Annotated in this window: 24 protein-coding genes; 12 read left to right on the forward strand and 12 right to left on the reverse strand. The window is 66.7% G+C overall.

The genetic code is table 11. From position 1 onward, the window contains the following. Positions 1–20 precede the first annotated feature (20 nt). On the forward strand, positions 21–1,019 hold the full coding sequence (gene ccsB / locus GM1_RS06505) for a c-type cytochrome biogenesis protein CcsB (RefSeq protein WP_008377495.1): 999 nt from the start codon (positions 21–23) through the stop codon (positions 1,017–1,019). A gap of 118 nt (positions 1,020–1,137) precedes the next feature. On the opposite strand, the gene GM1_RS06510 is transcribed toward ccsB, so the two are convergent. Beyond that, positions 1,138–1,362 (reverse strand): BldC family transcriptional regulator, encoded by a 225-nt coding sequence (locus tag GM1_RS06510; RefSeq protein WP_008377496.1) that lies wholly within the window; start codon positions 1,360–1,362, stop codon positions 1,138–1,140. Between the two features lie 189 nt (positions 1,363–1,551). Between GM1_RS06510 and GM1_RS06515 the strand changes: the two genes are divergently transcribed. From GM1_RS06515 to GM1_RS06540, 6 genes are all read left to right on the forward strand, one after another. Continuing rightward, entirely contained in the window at positions 1,552–1,911 is a 360-nt protein-coding gene (locus GM1_RS06515; protein ID WP_008377497.1) for a DUF4229 domain-containing protein, read from the forward strand. Then, positions 1,908–3,017, forward strand: a complete 1,110-nt coding sequence (cds1, locus tag GM1_RS06520; RefSeq protein WP_008377498.1) for an L-cysteine desulfhydrase Cds1 — start codon at positions 1,908–1,910, stop codon at positions 3,015–3,017. Before GM1_RS06515 ends, cds1 begins: the two co-directional genes overlap by 4 nt. A gap of 10 nt (positions 3,018–3,027) precedes the next feature. Beyond that, positions 3,028–3,711, forward strand: coding sequence for an ABC transporter ATP-binding protein (locus tag GM1_RS06525; protein WP_008377499.1), 684 nt, complete (start codon positions 3,028–3,030; stop codon positions 3,709–3,711). Further along, complete coding sequence (locus GM1_RS06530) at positions 3,711–6,233, forward strand: FtsX-like permease family protein (protein WP_008377500.1); 2,523 nt, start codon at positions 3,711–3,713, stop codon at positions 6,231–6,233. Before GM1_RS06525 ends, GM1_RS06530 begins: the two co-directional genes overlap by 1 nt. A 63-nt stretch (positions 6,234–6,296) precedes the next feature. Continuing rightward, positions 6,297–6,563, forward strand: a complete 267-nt coding sequence (locus tag GM1_RS06535) for a helix-turn-helix domain-containing protein (protein ID WP_008377501.1) — start codon at positions 6,297–6,299, stop codon at positions 6,561–6,563. Beyond that, positions 6,556–7,314: a Clp protease N-terminal domain-containing protein gene (locus tag GM1_RS06540; protein ID WP_008377502.1), complete on the forward strand. Its 759-nt coding sequence runs from the start codon at positions 6,556–6,558 to the stop codon at positions 7,312–7,314. Before GM1_RS06535 ends, GM1_RS06540 begins: the two co-directional genes overlap by 8 nt. A 74-nt stretch (positions 7,315–7,388) precedes the next feature. On the opposite strand, the gene GM1_RS06545 is transcribed toward GM1_RS06540, so the two are convergent. Next, a complete protein-coding gene (locus tag GM1_RS06545) occupies positions 7,389–8,258 on the reverse strand; it encodes a 1,4-dihydroxy-2-naphthoate polyprenyltransferase (RefSeq protein WP_008377503.1) in 870 nt (289 codons plus the stop codon). A 168-nt stretch (positions 8,259–8,426) separates the two neighbouring features. Here GM1_RS06545 and GM1_RS06550 point away from each other — a divergent pair, with 168 nt between their 5' ends. Continuing rightward, positions 8,427–9,764, forward strand: coding sequence for a PE-PPE domain-containing protein (locus GM1_RS06550; protein ID WP_169332773.1), 1,338 nt, complete (start codon positions 8,427–8,429; stop codon positions 9,762–9,764). A 13-nt stretch (positions 9,765–9,777) separates the two neighbouring features. Here the strand turns inward: GM1_RS06550 and menE are convergent, their stop codons facing one another. Genes menE through GM1_RS06575 form a run of 5 tightly spaced genes read right to left on the reverse strand, consistent with a single transcriptional unit; the run spans position 9,778 to position 13,146 of the window. Beyond that, positions 9,778–10,908, reverse strand: a complete 1,131-nt coding sequence (menE, locus tag GM1_RS06555) for an o-succinylbenzoate--CoA ligase (protein WP_008377505.1) — start codon at positions 10,906–10,908, stop codon at positions 9,778–9,780. Positions 10,909–10,946: 38 nt separating this feature from the next. Beyond that, positions 10,947–11,279: a DUF3349 domain-containing protein gene (locus GM1_RS06560; protein ID WP_008377506.1), complete on the reverse strand. Its 333-nt coding sequence runs from the start codon at positions 11,277–11,279 to the stop codon at positions 10,947–10,949. A gap of 8 nt (positions 11,280–11,287) precedes the next feature. After that, complete coding sequence (locus GM1_RS06565; RefSeq protein WP_008377507.1) at positions 11,288–11,599, reverse strand: DUF3349 domain-containing protein; 312 nt, start codon at positions 11,597–11,599, stop codon at positions 11,288–11,290. A 12-nt stretch (positions 11,600–11,611) separates the two neighbouring features. Then, positions 11,612–11,884: a hypothetical protein gene (locus GM1_RS06570; protein WP_008377508.1), complete on the reverse strand. Its 273-nt coding sequence runs from the start codon at positions 11,882–11,884 to the stop codon at positions 11,612–11,614. 32 nt (positions 11,885–11,916) lie between these two features. Further along, positions 11,917–13,146, reverse strand: coding sequence for an inorganic phosphate transporter (locus GM1_RS06575; RefSeq protein ID WP_008377509.1), 1,230 nt, complete (start codon positions 13,144–13,146; stop codon positions 11,917–11,919). A 259-nt stretch (positions 13,147–13,405) separates the two neighbouring features. Between GM1_RS06575 and GM1_RS06580 the strand changes: the two genes are divergently transcribed. Next, positions 13,406–14,464, forward strand: a complete 1,059-nt coding sequence (locus tag GM1_RS06580; RefSeq protein ID WP_008377510.1) for an LLM class F420-dependent oxidoreductase — start codon at positions 13,406–13,408, stop codon at positions 14,462–14,464. Between the two features lie 289 nt (positions 14,465–14,753). On the opposite strand, the gene GM1_RS06585 is transcribed toward GM1_RS06580, so the two are convergent. Both GM1_RS06585 and GM1_RS06590 read right to left on the reverse strand, forming a co-directional pair. Next, on the reverse strand, positions 14,754–15,701 hold the full coding sequence (locus tag GM1_RS06585) for a 1,4-dihydroxy-2-naphthoyl-CoA synthase (protein ID WP_008377511.1): 948 nt from the start codon (positions 15,699–15,701) through the stop codon (positions 14,754–14,756). Between the two features lie 21 nt (positions 15,702–15,722). Further along, positions 15,723–16,223 carry a hypothetical protein gene (locus GM1_RS06590; protein ID WP_008377512.1) on the reverse strand — a complete coding sequence of 167 codons (501 nt, stop codon included), beginning with the start codon at positions 16,221–16,223 and terminating at the stop codon, positions 15,723–15,725. A gap of 131 nt (positions 16,224–16,354) precedes the next feature. Between GM1_RS06590 and GM1_RS06595 the strand changes: the two genes are divergently transcribed. Beyond that, positions 16,355–17,011: a PaaI family thioesterase gene (locus GM1_RS06595; RefSeq protein WP_040519651.1), complete on the forward strand. Its 657-nt coding sequence runs from the start codon at positions 16,355–16,357 to the stop codon at positions 17,009–17,011. Here GM1_RS06595 and GM1_RS06600 read toward each other — a convergent pair whose 3' ends face one another. The 3 genes from GM1_RS06600 to GM1_RS06610 all read right to left on the reverse strand — a co-directional run bounded on the left by GM1_RS06600 (position 17,012) and on the right by GM1_RS06610 (position 19,533). Next, a complete protein-coding gene (locus tag GM1_RS06600; RefSeq protein ID WP_008377514.1) occupies positions 17,012–17,569 on the reverse strand; it encodes a sugar O-acetyltransferase in 558 nt (185 codons plus the stop codon). Then, entirely contained in the window at positions 17,569–18,819 is a 1,251-nt protein-coding gene (locus GM1_RS06605) for a saccharopine dehydrogenase family protein (protein ID WP_040519629.1), read from the reverse strand. The genes GM1_RS06600 and GM1_RS06605 overlap by 1 nt, the downstream gene beginning before the upstream one ends. Positions 18,820–18,915: 96 nt before the next feature. Beyond that, a complete protein-coding gene (locus tag GM1_RS06610) occupies positions 18,916–19,533 on the reverse strand; it encodes a class I SAM-dependent methyltransferase (protein WP_008377516.1) in 618 nt (205 codons plus the stop codon). Positions 19,534–19,559: 26 nt separating this feature from the next. Between GM1_RS06610 and menD the strand changes: the two genes are divergently transcribed. Both menD and GM1_RS06620 read left to right on the forward strand, forming a co-directional pair. Further along, complete coding sequence (gene menD / locus GM1_RS06615) at positions 19,560–21,230, forward strand: 2-succinyl-5-enolpyruvyl-6-hydroxy-3-cyclohexene-1-carboxylic-acid synthase (RefSeq protein ID WP_008377517.1); 1,671 nt, start codon at positions 19,560–19,562, stop codon at positions 21,228–21,230. A gap of 11 nt (positions 21,231–21,241) precedes the next feature. Continuing rightward, complete coding sequence (locus tag GM1_RS06620; protein WP_008377518.1) at positions 21,242–21,670, forward strand: hypothetical protein; 429 nt, start codon at positions 21,242–21,244, stop codon at positions 21,668–21,670. Positions 21,671–21,676 lie beyond the last annotated feature (6 nt).

Below are 21,676 nucleotides of genomic sequence, written 5' to 3' on the forward strand. Positions count from 1 at the left end.
CACAACACGAAGGAACATTGATGGGCGACAACGGATACGTCGACATGGATCTGGCCCGGCTCTCGGACTGGCTGTACGGCACCTCGATGGTGGTGTATGTGCTCGCGATGGTGATGTTCCTGCTGTCCCTCGCGCCGATGTTCTACACGAAGGTGGCCGCCGCTCAGCGTGCGGAGCAGAAGGAACTCGTCCCCGCCGCCGGAGTTCCCGGCGATCGAGTTCCCGGTCGTGTCGTCGATTCGACGCCGCGCCGCCAGCTCGGCGACGTGCTGTCCGGCATGGGTTGGGCAGTCGCGTTCGTCGGCATCATCGCGCACCTCGTGTCGATCATCCTTCGCGGCGTCGCCACCGACCGTGCGCCGTGGGGCAACATGTACGAGTTCATCTCATTGACGATGCTCGCCTGCGTCGTCGCCGGAGTCGTCTCACTGCGTAAGCCGACCTACCGGCCGCTCCTCAGCTTCGTGCTGCTGCCCGTGGTGCTTCTCATGTTCATCGGTGGTCGCTACCTGTACACGCAGCCTGCGCCGGTGGTGCCCGCGCTGAAGTCGTACTGGCTGATCATCCACGTCTCGATCATCTCCATCGCGTCGGGCATCCTCCTGGTCTCGGGAGTCGCGAGTGTCCTCTACCTCGTCCGACAGCGGTGGGCGACTGATCTCGAGTCTGATTCAGACGGTGTAACCGGATTCCTCAATCGTGTTCTCCCGTCGAGTGATGCACTCGACCGGGTCGCGTACAAGTGTGTGGTCGTCGGATTCCCGCTGTTCGGACTCGGCATCATCCTGGGCGCCATCTGGGCCGAAGCCGCCTGGGGCCGCTTCTGGGGCTGGGACCCCAAGGAGAGCGTCTCGTTCATCGCGTGGGTCATCTACGCGGCCTATCTCCACGCCCGCGCCACCGCGGGCTGGCGCAAGGGGGCGGCCTGGGTGAATGTGGCCGGTTTCATCGCGCTGCTGTTCAACCTCTTCGCCATCAATCTCATCGTCTCCGGCCTCCACTCGTACGCGGGCCTGTGAGCCGCGCGATCTGAGCCTCTCAACGACAAACCGCTCCCCTCGCCGGCGTCCGCTCACTTGTAGAAGTGAGCAGATGTCGCTGGGGGGAGCGGTTTGCTGCTGAGGTGTGCGGGAAGCGTCAGCCGCGGTTGAGGAGGTCGACGACGTCGGCCTCGCGGAAGCGACGGTGGCCGCCCGGGGTGCGGATCGACTTGAGGACGCCGGACGACGCCCAGCGGGCGACGGTCTTCGGGTTCACGTTGAACATGGCGGCGACCTGGCCGGGTGTCAGGTTGTGCTGTGCGGCGAGTGCCGGAGTGATCAACTCTGAGGCCTGCTCGTCGTGCTCTGCGGTTGTGGTCATCGGACCCTCCTGGAGTCGTGGGACGACGCGGTCTGCGTCGTGTCGGTTCATTCCCCGTCCTGGCTCCACTAGTACACGCACTTGGGGTGGTTGCTCGAACAGTCAGGTGTAGGTAAAGAGGCCGTAATGTCCGTTGAGGGACCTTTGGCGCGGCATCCGTCCCACGTCACGGGCCGTATCCTAGGAGGTATGAGTGAAGACCTCCCCGTGGAAGCGGACATGAAGAACGCCGGCGCCGAGAACGCCGGGACGGGCGAGAAGCCCGCGACGACCGGAACGTTGATCACCGCGATCGTTCTGTACACCGCGGCTCGTCTCGCGTTGGTCGTGGCGATCGCGGCCGTCATCTTCTTCGTCGGCAAGGCTGCAGGCGTCGACGTTCCGCTCGTCGTCGCTGCCGTGTTCGGTGTCCTGATCGCACTGCCGGTCGGCATGGTCGCGTTCAAGACCCTTCGTCTCCGGGTCAACGACCAGATCACCCGCATCGACGCCGCGCGCAGTGCTCGTCATGACGAACTCCAGTCGCGTCTGCGGGGCGACAGCGAATGACTGACACGCGGATCGTCGAGCACACCTCCGATCGTGCGTGGACGGCGGAAGCGGTCCGCCGGATCGGGGCGGACGGTCTGCGCAGTGCCGACACTCACCTGCTGAAGGTCGACCTGCCGTCGTGGTCGCGGACCGAGGCAGGTGGGATCGACCTGTACTTGAAAGACGAGTCGACGCACCCGACGGGGTCCCTCAAGCACCGTCTCGCACGATCGCTGTTCCTGTACGCGTTGTGCAACGGATGGATTCGTCCGGGCACTACCGTGATCGAGGCGTCCTCGGGATCGACTGCAGTGTCGGAGGCGTACTTCGCCAAGCTCATCGGCGTGCCGTTCGTCGCGGTGATGATGAAGGGCACCTCGCCTCGCAAGACGGAACTCATCGAAGCGCAGGGCGGCCGTTGTCATTTCGTCGACTCGCCGTCGGAGATCTACGCCGTCGCACAGCGCCTCGAAGCCGAGTTGGACGGTCACTTCATCGATCAGTTCACGATGGCCGAGCGGGCGACGGATTGGCGGGGCAACAACAACATCGCCGAATCGGTGTTCGCGCAGATGGCCGGTGAGCCGCATCCGGTGCCGGAGTGGATCGTTGTCGGCGCAGGCACCGGCGGCACCTCGGCGACCTTCGGGAGGTACGTCCGCTACCAGCAGCACGACACACGCCTGGCCGTCGTCGACGTCGAGAACTCGGTGTTCCTCCCCGCCTACGAGGCAGGCGACGGAACGATCACGTCGACGGGTGGATCCCGGATCGAGGGGATCGGCCGCCCCCGGGTGGAACCGTCGTTCGTCTCGCAGGTGATCGATCGGATGATAGGTGTGCCCGACGCGTCGTCGGTGGCCGCGGCGCGGTTCCTCAGCTCACGCCTCGGACGCCGGGTCGGCGGGTCCACCGGAACCAATTTCTGGGGGGCGTGCACGATCATGGCGGAGATGGCGGACGCAGGCCGCGCGGGCAGTGTGGTCTCGCTCCTGTGCGACAGTGGCGACCGTTACGATCACACCTACTACAACGACGAGTGGGTCGCCGAACAGGAACTCGACCTCGCGCCGCCCACCGCCGTGCTCACCGAATACTTCGCCACGGGAGTCTGGAACTCCTGAAGGAGACGCCATGCCCGTCGTCGACGCCGTCGACCTGGTCCGTGAATACCGAATGGGAACGGAGACGGTCCGCGCGCTCGACGGTGCGTCGCTGAGCCTGGACGGCGGTCAGTTCGTGTCGGTCGTCGGACCGTCCGGGGCGGGCAAGTCGACGTTGCTGCACATCATCGGTGCACTCGACAGTCCGACGTCCGGGTCGATCGAGGTCGACGGAGTCGACCTGACCTCGCTGTCCGACGATGCGGCGTCGGAGTTCCGCAGGCATCGAGTCGGATTCATCTTCCAGTTCTTCAATCTCGTACCGACGCTGTCGGCGTGGGAGAACGTCGCGCTGCCGATGCTGCTCGACTCGCGCTCGCTGGCGAAGGCCAGGCCGCGTGCGGTCGAACTCATGGAACGGGTCGGTCTCGGGCATCGGATCGATCACCGGCCGTCTGAACTGTCCGGCGGCCAGATGCAACGCGTCGCCATCGCCCGGTCGTTGATCATGGAGCCGACGATCGTCCTCGCCGACGAACCGACGGGCAACCTCGACTCCCACACCGGTGCCGACGTTCTGCAGCTGTTGTCCGACGTCGCACACGAAGACGTGAACAGGCTGGTGCTGATGGTGACGCACGACGCCGCCGCCGCTCGAGCGTGTGACCAGGTGGTGACAGTCCGGGACGGACGAGTGATCAACGGGTCGCTCTGATGCCGGGCCTCGGAGTCGGTTTGACGCGGATCAGGGTGCTGGGCCTGCGTGAGCTGACGTCGCACAGACTCCGGGTGGTCACGTCGCTGCTCGTCGTCACGGTGTCGTCGGCACTGCTCGTCGCTGTGCTGTCGGTGTACGGCTCGTTGACCGCGTCGGTACGTGACTTCAACGCAGCGATCGCCGGCGTCGCGACCGTCGAGGTCGCGGGCATCACCGATTCGGGTGTGCCCGCGTCGATCGCGGGCGAACTCCGCGCACGCGTTCCGCTGGCGGAAGATGTGGTGCCGATCGTCCGCGGGTCGGTCGTCATCGACGACCGACCGACTGTGCTCCTCGGGTCGGACTATCGAGCCTCGATGCTGTCGCCGGAGCTCGGGGCCGCTGCCGAGTCGGACGATTCCGGGTTGAGCATCGACGACCTCTCCGACGGCATCGTGGTCGGGCCGGCGGTCGGACTGTCCGTGGGGCAGACCCTGGAGGTGGGCGGCGAGAGTCTCACAGTCCGCAGAGTGCTCGGCGATGAGGCGTCGTCGCTCAACGGAGGCCGATTCGTCTTCGCGTATCTGCCGTTGGCACAACGCCTCTCCGGACTGGTCGACGCCGTCGACTCTCTGTTGATCGTCCCCGCACAAGGTGCCGACACCGGTGCATTGCGCGAGTCGGTCGAAGAGGTGGTCGGGGATCGGGCGAGCGTCGTCGATCCCGACTTCCGTGTTCGTCAGGCGGAGGTCGCGAGCTCCGTCGTCCGTGACTCGACGCTCCTCGTGTCGATGGTGTCGTTGGTCATCGCAGCATTCCTGGTGTTCAACACGATGAACATGGCGGTCGCGTCCCGTCGACGCAGTCTCGCGATGATCCGCGCTCTCGGCGGACGACGCCGGCATCTGGCAGGCGATCTACTCGGCGAATCCGCGCTCTTCGGTGTCGTCGGAGGCGTTGCGGGCATCCCGATCGGAATCGTCGCCGGCCGTTGGGCACTGGGCCGGGTGCCGGGTGGATCGTCCTCGGTCGGGATGGACGTCAGTTACACGCTGCCTGCGTTGGTTCCCGTGGCGGGGATCGGCGCTGCAGTTCTCGCCTGTGTCGGGGCGACGGCGCTCGCAGCGAAGGCAGTCTTCTCGGTGACACCGGTGGAAGCGATGGCTCCGGGGCAGGTGACCGAGGCTGCGGGCATGTCGCGACGGCTTCTGTGGGCGTCGGGCGTGGTCGGTGTGATCGGCATCGCGGGGGCGTGGCTCATCGTCGAGATCGTCGACGGGCGTGCCGCGATTCTCGCGGGAGCGGTCTACGCCGTCGGCGGGCTGGTCCTGTGCTTCGCCCTCAGCCCACTGCTGGTGGCCGGAGTGCGAGCGGTGGCCGCCCGATTCGCCGGGCCGGGAAGGCTCGCCGCGGTGAACTCCGAACGTGCACCGCGGCGAGTGTGGGCGACGGTGATGACCGTCGCCGTCGCAGTGTCGGTCGGCATCGGGATATCGGGTGCCCTGAACAACCTCGTCGGGTCGTTGTCGTCGTCGTTGGACGGGTTGAGTGAACCAGACCTCTACGTGTCGTCGCAGGATGCAGAGTCGATTCCGACCGGGCCGATACTCGACCCGGCGGTCCGGCGTGCAGTCGCGGCGACACCGGGCTTGAAGCAGGTGGTCGGCGGACAATGGGCGAATGTGAACCTCGGAGACGCTCGGATCGTCCTGCAGGGACTCGAGCGGGGAGCGGCGGCTCCGTTCCTGCGGAAGGCGTCGCCGGAGGCGGCGGACGAGGTCCTGAACGGTCGGGGAATCCTGTTGTCGCGCACGTTGGCCCGCACACTCGACGCCGAAGTCGGCGACGAGCTCACGGTGGCCACGCCCACCGGACCCCGGCGGCTGCGAGTCCTCGAGACGGTGAACTACGTGTCGATGGACTCCGGGGTGGCTGCCGTGTCCATCAACCTGTTGCACACGTGGTTCAACCGCCCGGGCGACACCTATCTCCAGGTGATGCTCGACGACGGCGCCGATCACGACGCGGTGCGTCGTGCGGTCACCGCGGTCGCCGATGCGCATCCCGGAGTCGGAGGCTCGCCGGTGAACGTCTACACCGGGGCGGAGGGGTTGGCCGCCGCGCAGCGCACCGCGGAGCAGTCGGGTGGGTTCACCGTCGCGATCCAGTGGATCGTGTCAGGGGCCGCGGCGATCGCCCTTCTCAACACGCTCCTGTTGTCGGTGCTGGAACGACGCCGAGAGATCGGCGTGTTGCGGTCGATGGGCGCCTCTCGCCGATTCGTCTTCCGCATGGTGCTCGCCGAAGCGGGCGCCATCGCAGTGATCGGAGCGGTGACCGGTGTGGTCATGGGTACCGGACTGCACGTCCTCGCGGATGCGATCCTCACCGAGACGACGTCCATCGACATCGTCTACAGCCCACTCTGGTCGTCGAGCTGGTACGTCGCAGTGTCGGCTGCCCTCTGCCTTCTCGGCGCCGTCGTCCCCGCGGTCCGGGCGTCGCGTCAGAACATCAGCGAATCGATCACTTCCGAGTAGTTCCATCAACTTGGTCGTCAATAAATATTGACAACGGCTTCGTTGTCAACATAACCTGACACCATGCACGACGAAGAGATGCCGACCGACACCGACTCGATGACGGGAACCGCAGCGAGCTCCGACCCTGCAGTCGGACTGGGGACAGTCCGGGCGCTGAGGACTCTCGCGGACCGCCTCGAAGACGTTCACGTCGCCTCCGCCCGAGCCGCGGGCTGGAGCTGGCAGGCGATCGCGGACGTCCTACAGGTCAGCCGGCAGGCCGTGCACCAGAAGCACTCGTATCGAGAGGCTGCACCAGCAGCTGGAAAGGACGGCAACGATGTTTGACCGTTTCTCGCGGGAAGACCGCACACTGTTCATGTTCGCCACGCAGGAGGCCCGCGACCTGGGCCACCCGTCGTTCGGCAACGACCATCTGATCCTCGGGATGCTCTGCAACGCGCGGAGCCCCATTTTCACCCTGCTCGGGGAGCGGGGTCTCACCCTCGACGCTGCGCGCGGCGTCGTACGTGAGTTCCACCAGTCCGACAAGCCGACCGCAGAGTCGGACGAGAAGAACCGATACGACGAGGACCGAGACGCCCTCGCCAGCATCGGCATCGATCTGGACCGCGTGCGCGCCGCGGTCCGGGACAAGTTCGGCGACGATCTCGCGGACGGTTGGGGCGAACGCCGCGGCCGTGGTCGCGGTGCCCGTCGTGGCGACGGATGCGACGACCGTCGCGGTCACCACCGTCCGCACGGCCGTGGGCCGGGATTCGGTGGACCGTTCGGCGGACCGGGTGGACCCGGTGGGCCGGGCTGGGACGGCGAAGGTCCGTGGGAGGGCGGTCGCGGTCGTCGTGGTCCCCGTGGGAGAGGCCGTGCACGCATGAACGGCCCGGTCCGGGACGCCATGCACTCCGCTGTCACTCTGGCGAGGGCTCGTGGCGACCGCAGCATCGGCGCCGAGCATCTGCTCCTCGGGATTCTCGACGCAGGTGATCCCGCATCGCGTGCGGTGATCGAATCGGTGACCGACGTCGACAGCCTGCGCGGTGCGGTGACGGAACTCCTCGACAGCCGCGCGGCTGTCTGACGCGTTCCCAGGATTCGTCTGACCATCGAGGTCCGCGGACACTGTGTCTGCGGACCTCGATGGTCGTACCGATCTCAGGAGAAGGCAAGCGCCAATCCGGTCGCGACCGACCACGCGAGCATCGCCAGGCCCGTCGTCGCGAGTGACGGGATCAGGTCGCGGCCTTTGGCTCCCGATGCGACCGGACGCAACGCGACCGCGGCCAGCGGTGCTGCGATCAGGCCGGCGAGTGCGGCCGTCGTCACCGGAAGCAGAACGATCGTCGCGATGAACGGCACGGCGATCAGAAAGACGAAGAGGCCGCGGGTGCCGCGGTCGCCGAGCCGGACAGCGAGGGTGACCTTCCCCGACTCGGTGTCGGTCGGGATGTCGCGGAGGTTGTTCGCGACGAGGACTGCGCTGGAGAACGATCCGACGGCAACAGCGGCGACTCCGCCGACCCAGTCGATCCGACCGATTGTTACGAACTGAGTTCCCAAGACGGCGACGAGCCCGAAGAACACGAACACCGCGATCTCGCCGAAGCCGAGGTAGCCGTACGGCTTCTTTCCTCCGGTGTAGAACCACGCGCCAGCGATGCAAACGACGCCGATGGCGATCAACCACCACGCGGTGGTCGCCGCGAGGACCAGACCGCACACCGCGCCGATCCCGAAACACGTGAAGGCGGCGGCTTTCACCGCTGACGGCGACGCCGCCTTCGACCCGACCAGGCGCATCGGGCCGACCCGATCGTCATCGGTGCCGCGGATGCCGTCCGAGTAGTCGTTGGCGAAATTGACGCCGATGATCAGCGCCAACGACACGACGAGGGCGAGGCCGGCCTTCCACCACACGACGTCGCCGATCCGCGCCGCCGCGCCGACGCCTGCCACCACCGGAGCGATCGCATTCGGAAGCGTCCGCGGTCGTGCGCCCTGGATCCATTCGTTGACCGTTGCCACGGGATCAAGCATGTCACGGGCGGCTCGCCCGGCCGGAGCCCGGCCGTTCCCTCGTTCCATCCGCATCCGCCCCGCAAGTGCGCTGGAAGGTAGCCCGATCGGCTGAATCCGGCACACTTCCACCGTTTGGTGGACGCATTCGTGCCGACGAAGTGGTCTGATCGCTTGGTGAGACTCAGGGGGAAGGTCGCCATCACGACCATGGCCGGAATCGTCGCCGCCGGTGTGCCCGCGCAGGCACTGGCTGCGACCATGCCGTCGATCGACTCAGGCGTCGCCGTCGACGGACCGACGATCGGGGACCACCACGACGTGCTCGGCACGTGGGTGCCGTCGGACCTGCTCGGCGACGCCTTCGTCGTCGTCACGCCGGGAACGGACGATGACGGGGTGTTCCCCCGGAACAACGGGCTGGTCGGCGACAGGCAGAGCAAGATCGTTCAGTACCCGCAGTCGTTTGGGCCGTTCATCGGCGGTAGGTCCGGCCACCTGGTGCCGTTCTTCGCGCCGAGCTACGACGAGTCGCGCGACATAGCTGTCGACCGGAACCTGCAGATCATGGAGGCCTTCCAGAACGCCGACCGGGTGGTCGTGTTCACCGGCTTCTCGCAGGGCGCCGAAGCGCTGGGCAATGCGGCGGAGATCGCGGCCGATCGGGGACTGCCAGGTGAGAACACCCTGGTTCTGTTGATGTCCGACCCGCGATCACCCTGGGGCATCAAGTCAGGACTGCAGGACCTCCCGTTCAGCGCGCCGGTGATGGCGTTCCTCGGGGCTGAGAGCAACGGCGCACGCGATCCGGGGAGGACCGGAGACACGAAGGTCGTGCAGGTCGTCGTCAAGGGCGATCCGGTCGCGGGCTGGCAGTGGGACCCCGTTCGCCCGGTGTCGTCGTTGCTGGTGAACGGCGCAGGCTTTCTTGTGATCCATGCGGGAACGGGCAAGTACTCGTACGCGCACCTGGAGAACCTCGACCACGAGGCGACCTACTACAGCAAGAACGGCAACACCACGTACGAGGTGTACGACACCTACCACCCGTTCGCACTGCTCCAGTACACGATCGCCGACGCCATGGGTATCGAGGTCAGTGACGCCACCATGCGCGAATGGGACCGGCAGGCGGAGAGCTTCTACCCGACGCAGGACCTCACTCCCGAGACCGCGGACCCGAATGCCCCGATGGTTCGAGACATTCCACAGGGGCGGCATCGGCTCCTCGACGACAGCGGGCAATGGGCTGCTCCGGACGCCGGAAACGCCCGACATCGTGCGCCCGCACATGCGGCGCCGGACGACTCTGTCGAGGTGAGCACAGTCGTCAGTGGCGACGATTCCGGCGAAGGTGAGAACGACGCCGGCTCCAGTGACGTCGCCCCGGTGGACACTGCCACGGTGGACGAAGCAGTTCCCGAGGATTCGGCTGACGTCGCTGATCAGGCACCGGTCGATGCTCCGGCAGACGTTCCCCAGGACGACGAGGGCTCGGCTTCGGCCGATCAGTGACGGTGCCGCGAGATCAGCGGGTTCTCCGTCCGAACCGATCGCGCAGTGCCGCACGGTCGACTTTCCCCGGACCGCGAAGAGGCAGCGCATCGACCACGACCACCTCGCGCGGCGCGGCGTAGCGGTCGAGGCGTTCGACGACGATCCCCTTGATCTCGTCGGCACTCGGAGCGTCGTGTCCGGCCGCGGGTACGACGACAGCGACGATGCGTTCGCCGAGCCGCTCATCGGGCACCCCAACGACGGCGCAGTCGGCGACAGCGTCGAGTTCGACGATCACCGCCTCGACGACCTGCGGGACCACGGTGAGTCCGCCCGTCGAGATGGCCTCGTCAGCGCGGCCGACGATATGCAGCACACCGTCGGTCACGACACCGAGGTCGTCGGTCCGGAACCATCCGGGCTCGACGAATGCGGGGTGCTCGGGGAGGTTTCGGTAGCCGAGTGCGACGGTCGCTCCGCCGAGGACGACCCGTCCGACACCGTCCGGGTCGGGGTCGTCGATGCGGATCGTGGTGCCGGTGAGGGGGACGCCGTTGTAGACGCACCCACCTGCGGTCTCGCTCATTCCGTAGGTGGTGACGATCTGCAGTCCGGCGTCGCGCGCCGACTCCTGCAGCGAGGGGGGAGTGGCGGCTCCGCCGACGAGAATCGCGTCGAAGGCCCGCATCGCGGCGGTTGCGGCGGAGTCGGCGAGGACTTTGCGCAACTGAACCGGCACCAGCGAGGTGTAGCGGCGCGGTCCGGTGAGCGCGTCGACGGCGGCGGGGAGGACCGAGACGTCGAATCCGTCGGTCAGATCGAGGATCATTGGGTCGAAGCCCGCGGCGAGTGATCGGAGCATCACCTGCAGGCCGGCGATGTGGTGCGGCGGCAGCGTCTGCAGCCACACTCCCGGCCCGCCGAGAGCCTCGGCGGTGGCTTGTGCGGATGCGCGCAGCGTGTCGCGGGTGTGCACGGCGCCTTTGGGAACACCGGTGGTGCCCGATGTCGACACGACGAGGCAGCACCTGTCGTCGACCGGCTCGCCGACGCCGAGGTGAGCGCGGAGCCGTGACGACTCGTTCGAGTCGAGGTCGGGCAACGGCAGATACGCGGCGTCGCCGGCGAGCAGAGCTGACAAATCCCGCCGGGCGTGAAGCACGGCGGGATTCGAGGGAAGAACCAGCGGTTCGAGGAGTCTCAGGGCTGGTCCTCCGGAGTGTCATTCGATGAGAACGGGTCGTCGTCGAACGGCCAGCCCGCCGCTTCGAGTGTGGTGCGGACCCGAGCGACGTCTTCGTCTCGCGGGAGTTCGTCGGTGACCTTGGAGATCTCGACTCCGACGTCGACACGGTTGATCGTCTCGACCTCGCTGTCGGCGATCATGTCGATCGCCACCTGCCGGATCTCCTCCTCGCTCAACTGACGACGCAGCAGCGCGAAGAGTGGAACGTAATCGCTCTGCGGCACGCCTTCCGGGTACCCGGCGCGCAGCCAGGTCCGGATCGTGGAGAGAAACGAATGGCGTTCCATGGCGACGATTATTCGCTTGCCGGAACGGAGACGGCGAGCGGCCACCCGGCCGCGGCCAGACGGGCCGAGACCTGACGCAGCTCTTCCGCGGACGGCGCCTGCTCGGTGACGGCGTGGATCGCATCCTTGATGCGTTCCGGGGTGGCCGGGCTCTCGGCGCCGTGTTCGAGGGCGAGCTTGAGCACGATGTCGGTGATCTCCGACTCGGTCAAGACCGGCGTGAGCAGGGCGAGGAGGGGTGGGTAGTCGGCAGCGGGAACTCCGTCGGGGTAGCCCGCGCGGATCCAGTTGACGACGTTCTCGAACAGTGTGGGTGCCATGGTGGTGTCAGCTCACTTCTTGTACGCGAAGTCGGGGAAGATCTTGAGGTCGAAGTAGTAGTTCAGCGTCTGGCGGGTGATCCACAGGATGCCGACGACGATGACGATGGCCGTCAGGCCGATCAGGATGTAGCCGAGGTACTTCAGGGCCGGGTTCGCCGGTCGCTCGAGAGTCCCGTCTCCGGCGGCTTCGGCGCGCATGCCGAGTGCGAACAGGGCCGGGAGGCCTGCGCCGAGGATGAGTCCGACGGCGAGGACCTTGGTGATGGAGGAGATGATGTCCATGAGGTGCAGCCTTTTCTAGACTTCTGGGCCGCTCAGGCCTGGTTGGTGGTCGTCGGAGCGTCGTCCGCAGAAGGAACCGGAGAGTTGGTCTCCGTATCCCACTCGGCGTTGACGTTGCTGTGGTCCACCTTCTGCTGCTGTGCGCGCCAGTACATGTAGCCCGAGAGCGCTGCGAGGATCAGGAAGATGACGATCGCGCCCGGTGCGCCGCCGATGAGGTGGGCGATCCAGAAGCAGATCGCGCCGACGAGTGCTGCGGCGGGAAGGGTGGTGACCCAGGCGACGGCCATGCGGCCTGCGACGCCCCATCGGACTTCGGCGCCCTTCTTGCCCAGGCCCGAACCGAGGATCGAGCCGGTGGCGACGTGGGTGGTCGACAGGGCCATGCCGGCAGCCGAGCTGGTCAGGATGATCGCGGCTGACGAGGCCTCGGCGGCCATGCCCTGAGGCGCCTTGATCTCGACGAGGCCCTTGCCGAGGGTGCGGATGATTCGCCAGCCGCCGAGCCAGGTGCCGAGTGCGATGGCCGAGGCGCAGGTGACGACGACCCAGATCGGGAGTCCGTGCGAGACCGACGCGGCGTCGAGGTGGCCGGTGGCGATGAGCGCGAGGGCGATGACACCCATCGTCTTCTGTGCGTCACCGGTGCCGTGTGCGAGGGACACCAGCGATGCGGATGCGACCTGGCCGCGACGGAAGCCCGTCTCCTTCTTGGCTTCAGACATTCCGTTGGTGATCGCGTAGATGAGGAGCGTGCCGACCGCGGCGACGACGCAGGCGATCAGAGGCGCGAACAGTGCCGGGACGATGATCTTGCCCAGGATGCCGTGCCAGTTGATTCCGGTGGTGCCCAGTGCTGCGAGACCCGAACCGATCAGACCGCCGAACAGTGCGTGGGACGAACTGGACGGAAGGCCGAACAGCCATGTGAAGAGGTTCCAGAGGATGGCGCCGATGAGGCCTGCGAAGATGATGATCAACGCTTTGTTGGCGTCGAGCCCTTCGATGAGGGCGCCCTTCGCGTCACCGGACGTCGTCTGGATCTTGAGGACGTCCTTCGTGATGGTCGCCGCCACCTCGACGGAGAGGAACGCTCCGACGAGGTTCAGGATCGCCGAGAGGCCGACGGCCACCTTCGGCTTGAGTGCGCCGGTTGCGATGGACGTTGCCATGGCATTGCCGGTGTCGTGGAAGCCGTTGGTGAAGTCGAAGCCCAGGGCTGTGACGATCAACAGCACAAGAATGATCATCTCTGCGGTCATGGGCATAACTATGGGCGACGAACGGTACACCCCGTCAACTCGCAGCAACCCGATTTGTGGCGTCTGACCTGGGGGTTTCCGAAAATCATCAGCCTATTCACGTAAAGTTCACCGTCGTGATCCGAGTGCTTCACCAACGGTGAACTTCTTGACTGACGCTCAGCTTTCTCCAAGGTGTCGCGCGGGTTAACGAGTTGCCGAGTCGGGTGGCCGCTCCCGTCTCCGATCGGGTCTGGACGCGGTGTGCAAGAATCGCGGCATGACGCTGAAGCTGGGCATGCCCATCAATTACGCGGGCGACTTCCGGGAGACGATCGAGAATCTCCGCGACTTCGAATCGGTCGGTGTGCGACGGGTGACGGTGCCGGAGGCGTACAGCTTCGACGCGGTCAGCCAACTCGGGTACATCGCGGCTCGCACCGAGACGATGGAACTGCAGACCGGCATCCTGCCGATGTACTCGCGCACTCCGACCAACCTCGCGATGACTGCCGCCGGATTGGACTACATCAGCGGTGGCCGCGCCATCCTCGGTATCGGCGCGTCGGGGCCGCAGGTGATCGAGGGCTTCCACGGCGTCAAGTACGACTACCCGCTCGGACGCGCTCGGGAGAACGCGGAGATCTGCCGCAAGGTGTGGCGTCGCGAACGCCTCGAATACCGCGGCAAGCACTACCAGCTGCCGTTGACGCAGGAAGACGGCGGCTCGGGCCTCGGCAAGCCGTTGAAGATCATCAACCACCCGGTTCGGGAGAAGATCCCGATGCTGCTCGCAGCGATCGGCCCGAAGAACGTCGAGCTGGCCGCGGAACTGTTCGAGGAGTTCCAGCCCTTCCTCTTCCACCCCGAGTACGTCCAAGAAGCCTTCGGCCCGGCACTCGCGGCGGGCAAGGCCAAGCGCGACCCGTCGCTGGGCGACCTGTCGATCGTCGTCCAGACGTCGACGCTCATCACCGAGGACAAGGACGCTGCGGAGAACGCGCTCAACGGCGTCCGCCATCACGCCGCGCTCTACATCGGCGGCATGGGCGCGCGCGGCAAGAACTTCTACAACTCGCTGGTGCAGCGCTACGGCTACGTCGACGAGGCCAAGCTCATCCAGGACCTCTACCTGGACGGCCGCAAGGATGAAGCGGCCGCAGCGGTGCCCGACGACCTGATCCGCAAGATGAGCTTGATCGGTCCGCGTTCGTATGTGCAGGAGCGTGTCGAAGCGTTCCGTGGCGCCGACGTCGGAGTCCTGCTCGCGTCGCCCGCGGCCCACACTCACGCCGAGCGCGTCGAGAGTATGCGGGAACTCGCCGAGATCATCGGCTGATGTCGAGCACCGTCCTCGCATTGGTCATTGCGGGCGGTCATCGCAGGGGTCGTCCTTCTTGTCGGCGGGCTGTGTCTGGTCTATCTGAACGAAGATCGTGTGCGGTCCACCCGTCCGGGCCGCGTCCTCTTCGGCGTTCTGGATTGGATCGGCCGACTCTTGTCCAAGATCCCCTGGTTCTGACACCCGCTCACTTCGCCGACAAACTGCTCACCTCGTCGACATCTGCTCACCTCCAGAGGTGAGCAGATGTCGACGAAGTGAGCGGATGTAGGTTCGACTCGGGGTTCTAGTAGTAGTACGGGTAGTCGTCCCAGTTCGGGGGCCGCTTTTCGAGGAAGGCGTCGCGGCCTTCGACAGCTTCGTCGGTCATGTACGCGAGACGGGTCGCTTCGCCGGCGAACACCTGCTGACCCATCAGGCCGTCATCGGTGAGGTTGAACGCGAACTTCAGCATGCGCTGGGCGGTCGGCGACTTCGAGTTGATGGCGCGCGCCCACTCGATCGCGGTGGTCTCCAAGTCTGCGTGGTCGACGACGCGGTTCACGGCGCCCATCTTGTGCATCGTCTCCGCGTCGTACGCCTCACCGAGGAAGAAGATCTCGCGGGCGAATTTCTGTCCGACCTGCTTGGCGAGGTAGGCGCTGCCGTAGCCGGCGTCGAAGCTGCCCACATCGGCGTCGGTCTGCTTGAAACGAGCGTGCTCGCGCGACGCCAGCGTCAGGTCGGCGACCACGTGCAGTGAATGACCGCCGCCCGCTGCCCAGCCGTTGACCACGGCGATGACGACCTTGGGCATGGTCCGGATCAAGCGTTGGACCTCGAGGATGTGCAGACGACCGCCCTCGGCCTTCACCCGAGCCTCGTCGACACCGTCGACAGTCGCGGCGGCGACGTCGGAGTCGTGGCTGGCTGCGTACTGGTAGCCGCTGCGACCTCGGATGCGCTGGTCGCCGCCGCTGCAGAACGCCCATCCGCCGTCCTTGCTCGACGGGCCGTTGCCCGTCAGCAGGACGGTGCCGACATCGGGGGAGCGGCGAGCGTGGTCGAACGTGCGGAACAGTTCGTCGACGGTATGGGGGCGGAACGCATTGCGGACCTCGGGGCGGTCGAAGGCGATGCGGACGATCCCGTTCGCCCGTCCCTCACCGATGTGGCGGTGATACGTGATGTCGGTGAGGTCGGAGAAGCCGGGGACCGGCTTCCACTGCGTCGGGTCGAACGGGTTCGAAGTCATGGGGTCCAGGTTAGTGCGGGGTCAACGCTTGTCGCGCTTGGCCTGGCGGCGCTTGCCCTGTGCGATCGACGACGCCTCGTACTTCTTTCGACCCGACTTGTCACGGGTGTCGTCGACCTTGGCCTTGCCCTTCGAAGAGACCTTTCCCGATCCCTTCCTTCCGTCTTTGCCAGGACCGGCGGATCCGCCCGCAGCTGCGGCGAGACGTTCGGCCTTGAGTGCTTCGGCCGCCTCGTGCGCGACGACGCCGAGTTGACGACTGACCCGGCTCAAGGCCTCTTCGAACACCTCGGCGCGTTCGGCTCGCTTGACGTTCGCCTTCTTGGCCTGGCCCCGGGCGCCCTTCTTCGACACCTTTGCCGCGCCTTCGCGGCGATACTGACCGACGTGCTTGTTACGTGCCCGACGAGTGCGGCGATGGAGTTTGAGGAGTTTCTCCTCCGACAGATCTGAGATCTGATCGTCTTCGGTCGACAGGACGAGTCGGTAGTCGGATTCACTGAGAATGTTCTTGATCGACATGTCATAGCCTTCGTCCAGAGTTGTTGTGGTGCACAGACTATGCCTCCCCGGGCGTCTCATGTGCCCGATTCGTGGGGATGCGGCGACCGGCCGACGGCGAGGGCGTTCAGTCGTGCGGATACGGTGAGACGATGACGGACATCTCGAAGCAGGACTGGAACGTGCCGGCGAAGGAGGATTCGCCTCACGAGGGCGGATTCCGCGCCGACCTGCAGGTCACCACCGAGCGCGGTGGACCGACGTACGGCGACATGATCGAACAGGTTCGCAGCTTCATGGACAAGGTCCGATACGCGAGCCCGACCCACGCGTTGGCCGACGAGGTGATCGAAGACCTCGTCAAGCTCAACGCGAAGCTCGACACGATGCTCGTCGACGAGTGGACGAGCCCGTCGGGCACCCGCATCGACCTTCCCTCGCGCGGCAACATCACGCTGCCGCCGTACGAGATCAGTGCGGGCGGCCCCGACGGCGTCGACGCGACCGTCACCTTCCGTCGATTCCACCTCGGTGGCAACGGAGTCGCGCACGGCGGTCACGTCGCAGTCGCGTTCGACGACCTCGGCGGCATGGCGGCGGCCCTGAAGATCGGCGGCGTCTCCCGGACTGCGTACCTGACGGTCAACTACCGTTCGCTCACTCCGCTCGAGACCACACTCTCGCTGCGCACCTGGGTGGAGCGTCGCGACGGCCGAAAACTGTTCGTCAAGGGCACCCTGCACGACGGCGATCGCCTCTGCGCCGACATGGACGCACTCTTCATCGAACTGAAGCCGGGTCAGGCCTGATCACTCTGTGGGCAGGTCCCGGATAGGGACGGCAGGCGATCCGACGGCCACGACGTGGTCCGGCAGGTCGCGCACCACAACGCTGCCCGCACCGACGACAGTGTTCCGGCCGATCGTGACGCCCGCGCCGACGGTCACGTTGGAGCCGAGCCAGCAGTTGTCGCCGATGATGATCGGAGCTGTCCGCTCCCAGCCCTCTCGACGGAGCCGGTGGTCGTCGATCGGGTGAAGTGCAGTGGCGAGCACAGCGGAGGGGCCGATGCGGACGTGATCTCCGAGCGTGATCGGGCCGTCGTCCATCAAGAAGGCGTCCGCGTTGACGAACGCTCCCCGTCCGACGCGGATGTTGAACCCGTAGCTGCAGCGGAGACGCGGAACGATCTCGGCGTCGTCGCCGAACTCGGCGAACACTGAGCGCAGCACCGCGGCTCGGCCGGCGTGGTCGGCTGCGCCCAGCGCGTTGAACGCGTCCATCGCAGTTCCGCACTCGTCACGCAGCGCGCGCAGCGCTGGACTGTCCAAGTACCACTCGCCGGAGACGAGCGAGGCGACGTCCATCAGTCGTCGAGTGCGTGAGCCTCGACGACGAAGCCTGCGGCGCGCAGTCGCTCGATGAGGACGTCGCCCATGGCGACGCTCGGTGTGAGGACGCCGGCACGGTCCGGCAGCTTGTCACGGTCGAGGGCGAGCGCCAATGCGCTTTCGCCGAGCATGACGGCGGTGGCCTTGTAGCCGGGGTCGCCGTGCGCTCGCATCTGCGAGCGGTAGCGCCGGCCGGTGGTGGTCTGCGTGAACGTCTGCGTGACGAAATGGCCGGCCTCGCGCGACTTCTCGTTCGGGCCTTCGCCTGGCTTCGGCAGCACCCAGTCGAGAACCTTGCGAGTGGGGCGCAGGCTCATCGCGCCGAGGAACAGCCCGGTGCCGACCGACACCGCTCCCGCGAGGACTGCGGACAGGCCGGGGACGCTGCCGACCGCCATCGTCTCTTGGTAGCGGAAGCCGTCGCCGTAGGCGCCGTCGCGGAGGGCGTTGGACCTTCGCACGATGCGAGTGTTGAACGAGGCCATGAAGAACGGCGCCAAAGTGCCGCGGAGCGACTTGTCGACCTTGCGCGCGTCCACCGGTGAGATGTCGCTCGGCTCGGAGTTGATGCCGGCCCGCGGCGTCTCTCCGGGCCCGCCGGAGAGCGCCTGCGGATTGAGGAGCAGGCGTCGGGTCTGGGCGTCCTTCGCCTGGTCTGTGATCACTCGGACCGAGTCGATCGTCCCGCCAGAGGCGGCTCCGCGCATAGACGTCAGGACCATCGTCGTGTCGGTCATCTCGCCTTCGCCGTCTTCGGTGATCTGGCGGTACAGCAGGTAGGTGCCGATGTCGGACGGGATGGAGTCGAACCCGCACGCGTTGACGATGCGCGCGCCCGTGGAACGGGCAGTGTCGTCGGCCTTGTCGATGGCGAAACGCACAAACGGCACTTCGCCGGTGAGATCGACGTAATCGGTGCCGGCGGTGGCGGCGGCGATCACCAAGTTCTCGCCGTACTTCAAGTACGGGCCGACCGTGGTGCACACCACCTGGGTGCGTGCACACATCGAGTCGAGTGACGACGGCGACTGCGAGTCGGCGACGATCAGCGGCCAACCCGACGCGTTCTCGCCGAGCCTGCGCCGAACCGCTGCGAGCTTGGTCTCCGAACGCCCGGCAAGTGCGATGCGGGTGCCGGACGGCGCGTGCTGGGCGAGGTAACGGGCGGTCAGCTCGCCGACGAAGCCCGTGGCTCCGAAGACGACGACGTCGAATTCGCGACTCATGGACACGAGGTTAGTCGACATGTGTGACGAAGGGTGCGAGACATTTCTGCGCGCCACTCCGCGGTCAGGTCGTGGGCGCGTGCCTTCGCGACTCGCTCAGGGATTTCGGGCGGAGCCGATCACAAACGCGCCGAAGGGCTTCGGCGATGCCTTCGCGTAGAACGCGTCGACGGCGGTGACGTCCCAGCCGGCGTCGGTGATCATCGACGGGATGTCGCGGGTCAGGTGACATCCGCCGCCGAGCCTCTTCTGAACGGGTTCGAGTCGGCGCTGCCAGCGGCGGACTCCGTCGTCGGGCGCGGTCCCGTGCTCGAGGAACGCGAACACCCCTCCCGGCCGGACCACGCGGCGCAACTCGGCGAGCGCCGAGGCCAGGTCGGGGATCGTGCAGAGGGTGAACGTGGAGAGAGCGGAGTCGAACGTGTCGTCGTCGAAGGGGAGGCGCTGACCGTCGAGTCCTGCGCGGTCGATCGGAATCGACGACGACGCGACGCGGTCGTGTGCCAACGCCCACCCGCCATCGCTGGGCTCGATCGCCGAGACCCGCCGCACCGAATCCGGATACTGGCCGACGTTGAACCCCGAGCCGAACCCGATCTCCACGACGTGGCCGGACAGCGGTTCGCATGTGGCGCGACGCAGTTTGTCCATCGCGGGCATCCCGCACGTCTTGGTGATGATCCGCGGCAGCACCCGCTCCGAATAAAAGCCCATGGGCTCACGGTAATAGGGTTCACGCTATGAATCCGTCCACTCTGCAGGCTCGCGTGATCGTCGACGAGATGATCCGCAGCGGCATCGACGAAGCGGTCCTGTGTCCCGGTTCGCGCAACGCGCCGCTCGCCTTCGCTCTGCACGCTGCCCACCAGCAGGGACGACTCCGACTGCATGTGCGGATCGACGAACGGTCTGCCGGATACCTCGCGGTCGGGCTTGCGGTCGCGTCCCGCAGGCCGGTGCCCGTCGTCATGACGAGCGGGACCGCCGTCGCCAACATGAGCCCCGCAGTGTTCGAGGCGAACTACGCCCGTGTGCCGTTGATCGTCGTGAGCGCCAACCGGCCGTACGAGCTGCTCGGGTCGGGCGCCAACCAGACGATCGAACAGTTCGGAATCTTCGGCACCCAGGTCCGAGCTGCGATCAGCCTCGGCCTCGCAGAGGAAGACCTCGACACCAACTCACAGTGGCGTTCCGCGGTCGGACGTGTGGTCGCGGCTGCGAGGGGAGCACGCACGGGCAACCCCGGGCCCGTCCAGTTCGACATCCCCCTCCGCGAGCCGCTCGTCCCCGATGCGTCGGACGATCCGACGGCGGATCTGGCCGATGTGGCAGGCGGGAAGTTCGCGGGCCGTCCCGACGGTGAGCCGTGGACGTACTCGCCAGGCGGACGACTAGAGATCCCGCTCGACATCGACCTGACGCGCGACACCGTCGTCGTGTCGGGGCACGGATCCGGAGTCCATCCCGAGCTCGCTGCCCTCCCGACCGTCGCGGAGCCGACCGCTCCGCGTCCCGCCAATCCGCTTCACCCGCTGGCCCTGCGCGAACTGAAACCGCAGCAGGCCATCATCTGCGGTCGGCCCACGCTGCACCGTTCGGTGTCGAAACTGCTCGCCGACCCCGGCGTGGACGTCTACGCACTCACGACAGGTCCGCGGTGGCCCGACGTGTCCGGGAACGTCCGGGCGACGGGTACCCGCGCCGAACCTGCCGGCGCGCCACACACCGACTGGTTGGCGCAGGCTGCCGAGGTCCACGACCGTGTCGTTGCGGCGGTGGACGCCGAACTCGACGTCACCGACGTCACCACCGGCCTGCACGTCGCCCGCACCGTGGCATCGGCCCTGCGTTCAGGGGACCGGCTGGTGGTCGGAGCGTCGAATCCGGTACGCGACGTCGCGCTCACCGGCCGGGTGGTCGACGGTGTGGCAGTCATGTCGAACCGGGGTGTCGCCGGCATCGACGGCACCAACGCGACCGCCGTCGGCGTAGCGCTCACCGCAGACGACGACGCCCGGACCATCGCCCTGATGGGCGACCTCACATTCATCCACGATGCGACCGGCCTTGTCATCGGACCTGCTGAACCACGCCCGCACAACCTCCGCATCGTGGTCGCCAACGACGACGGTGGAGGGATCTTCAGCCTCCTCGAACAGGGTGATCCGCGGTTCGACACCGGTGACTACACGGGTGTGTACGACCGGATCTTCGGCACGCCGCACCGCACGGACCTCGCTGCGTTGTGCGCAGGCTTCCACATCGGTCATCGACGCGCGAACCTCTCCGACCTCGGGGCGATGCTCGACGAACCCGCGCCCGACGGCGGCATCGAAGTGATCGAAGTTGCGACCAGCCGCGAAGGTCTGCGACCGGTCCACGACCGCATCCTCGCTCGACTGGCGGGGTAATCTCTCACCCCATGACCCCGATCCTTGTCAGGCGCGTGCAGATCACGCTCGCCGCGCTCGGCGTCGTCGTGACGCTCATCGGGGCGGTCATCGTCGCCGGCGCCTATCGGAACGACGCGAAGATCGATGCGAACAAGGCGACCGCGGTCGCCGAGGTGATCGCCGCCGATCGGCTCCATGCGGCGGTCAACTTCGTGACCCCCGACGGCGTGCTGCGGAACCCGAAACTCGGGCTCCTGTACCCGACCCAACTGTCGACAGGGCAGCGTATCCTCGTCGACTACGACTCCACCGATCCCGACACCCTCGCCAGGCCTGCGGGTCGCGGTGCCGACCTGTCGATCAAACCGGCCGTGTCGATCGTCGCCGCGGGATGGATCGTCGTGATCATGCTCATGCTCGCCGTGGCCGAAGTGGGACGCCGCACTCGCCGCGGATAGTCTCGG

It is taken from the genome of Gordonia malaquae NBRC 108250 (genome assembly GCF_000344135.1).
GTDB lineage: Bacteria > Actinomycetota > Actinomycetes > Mycobacteriales > Mycobacteriaceae > Gordonia > Gordonia malaquae.

Bases quoted from the DNA above. Each gene is read 5' to 3' on its own strand.
- ccsB (WP_008377495.1), top strand. From the start codon at position 21: ATGGGCGACAACGGATACGTCGACATGGATCTGGCCCGGCTCTCGGAC.
- GM1_RS06510 (WP_008377496.1), bottom strand. From the start codon at position 1,362: ATGACCACAACCGCAGAGCACGACGAGCAGGCCTCAGAGTTGATCACT.
- GM1_RS06515 (WP_008377497.1), top strand. From the start codon at position 1,552: ATGAGTGAAGACCTCCCCGTGGAAGCGGACATGAAGAACGCCGGCGCC.
- cds1 (WP_008377498.1), top strand. From the start codon at position 1,908: ATGACTGACACGCGGATCGTCGAGCACACCTCCGATCGTGCGTGGACG.
- GM1_RS06525 (WP_008377499.1), top strand. From the start codon at position 3,028: ATGCCCGTCGTCGACGCCGTCGACCTGGTCCGTGAATACCGAATGGGA.
- GM1_RS06530 (WP_008377500.1), top strand. From the start codon at position 3,711: ATGCCGGGCCTCGGAGTCGGTTTGACGCGGATCAGGGTGCTGGGCCTG.
- GM1_RS06535 (WP_008377501.1), top strand. From the start codon at position 6,297: ATGCACGACGAAGAGATGCCGACCGACACCGACTCGATGACGGGAACC.
- GM1_RS06540 (WP_008377502.1), top strand. From the start codon at position 6,556: ATGTTTGACCGTTTCTCGCGGGAAGACCGCACACTGTTCATGTTCGCC.
- GM1_RS06560 (WP_008377506.1), bottom strand. From the start codon at position 11,279: ATGGAACGCCATTCGTTTCTCTCCACGATCCGGACCTGGCTGCGCGCC.
- GM1_RS06565 (WP_008377507.1), bottom strand. From the start codon at position 11,599: ATGGCACCCACACTGTTCGAGAACGTCGTCAACTGGATCCGCGCGGGC.
- GM1_RS06570 (WP_008377508.1), bottom strand. From the start codon at position 11,884: ATGGACATCATCTCCTCCATCACCAAGGTCCTCGCCGTCGGACTCATC.
- GM1_RS06575 (WP_008377509.1), bottom strand. From the start codon at position 13,146: ATGACCGCAGAGATGATCATTCTTGTGCTGTTGATCGTCACAGCCCTG.
- GM1_RS06580 (WP_008377510.1), top strand. From the start codon at position 13,406: ATGACGCTGAAGCTGGGCATGCCCATCAATTACGCGGGCGACTTCCGG.
- GM1_RS06585 (WP_008377511.1), bottom strand. From the start codon at position 15,701: ATGACTTCGAACCCGTTCGACCCGACGCAGTGGAAGCCGGTCCCCGGC.
- GM1_RS06590 (WP_008377512.1), bottom strand. From the start codon at position 16,223: ATGTCGATCAAGAACATTCTCAGTGAATCCGACTACCGACTCGTCCTG.
- GM1_RS06595 (WP_040519651.1), top strand. From the start codon at position 16,355: ATGACGGACATCTCGAAGCAGGACTGGAACGTGCCGGCGAAGGAGGAT.
- GM1_RS06600 (WP_008377514.1), bottom strand. From the start codon at position 17,569: ATGGACGTCGCCTCGCTCGTCTCCGGCGAGTGGTACTTGGACAGTCCA.
- GM1_RS06605 (WP_040519629.1), bottom strand. From the start codon at position 18,819: ATGAGTCGCGAATTCGACGTCGTCGTCTTCGGAGCCACGGGCTTCGTC.
- GM1_RS06610 (WP_008377516.1), bottom strand. From the start codon at position 19,533: ATGGGCTTTTATTCGGAGCGGGTGCTGCCGCGGATCATCACCAAGACG.
- menD (WP_008377517.1), top strand. From the start codon at position 19,560: ATGAATCCGTCCACTCTGCAGGCTCGCGTGATCGTCGACGAGATGATC.
- GM1_RS06620 (WP_008377518.1), top strand. From the start codon at position 21,242: ATGACCCCGATCCTTGTCAGGCGCGTGCAGATCACGCTCGCCGCGCTC.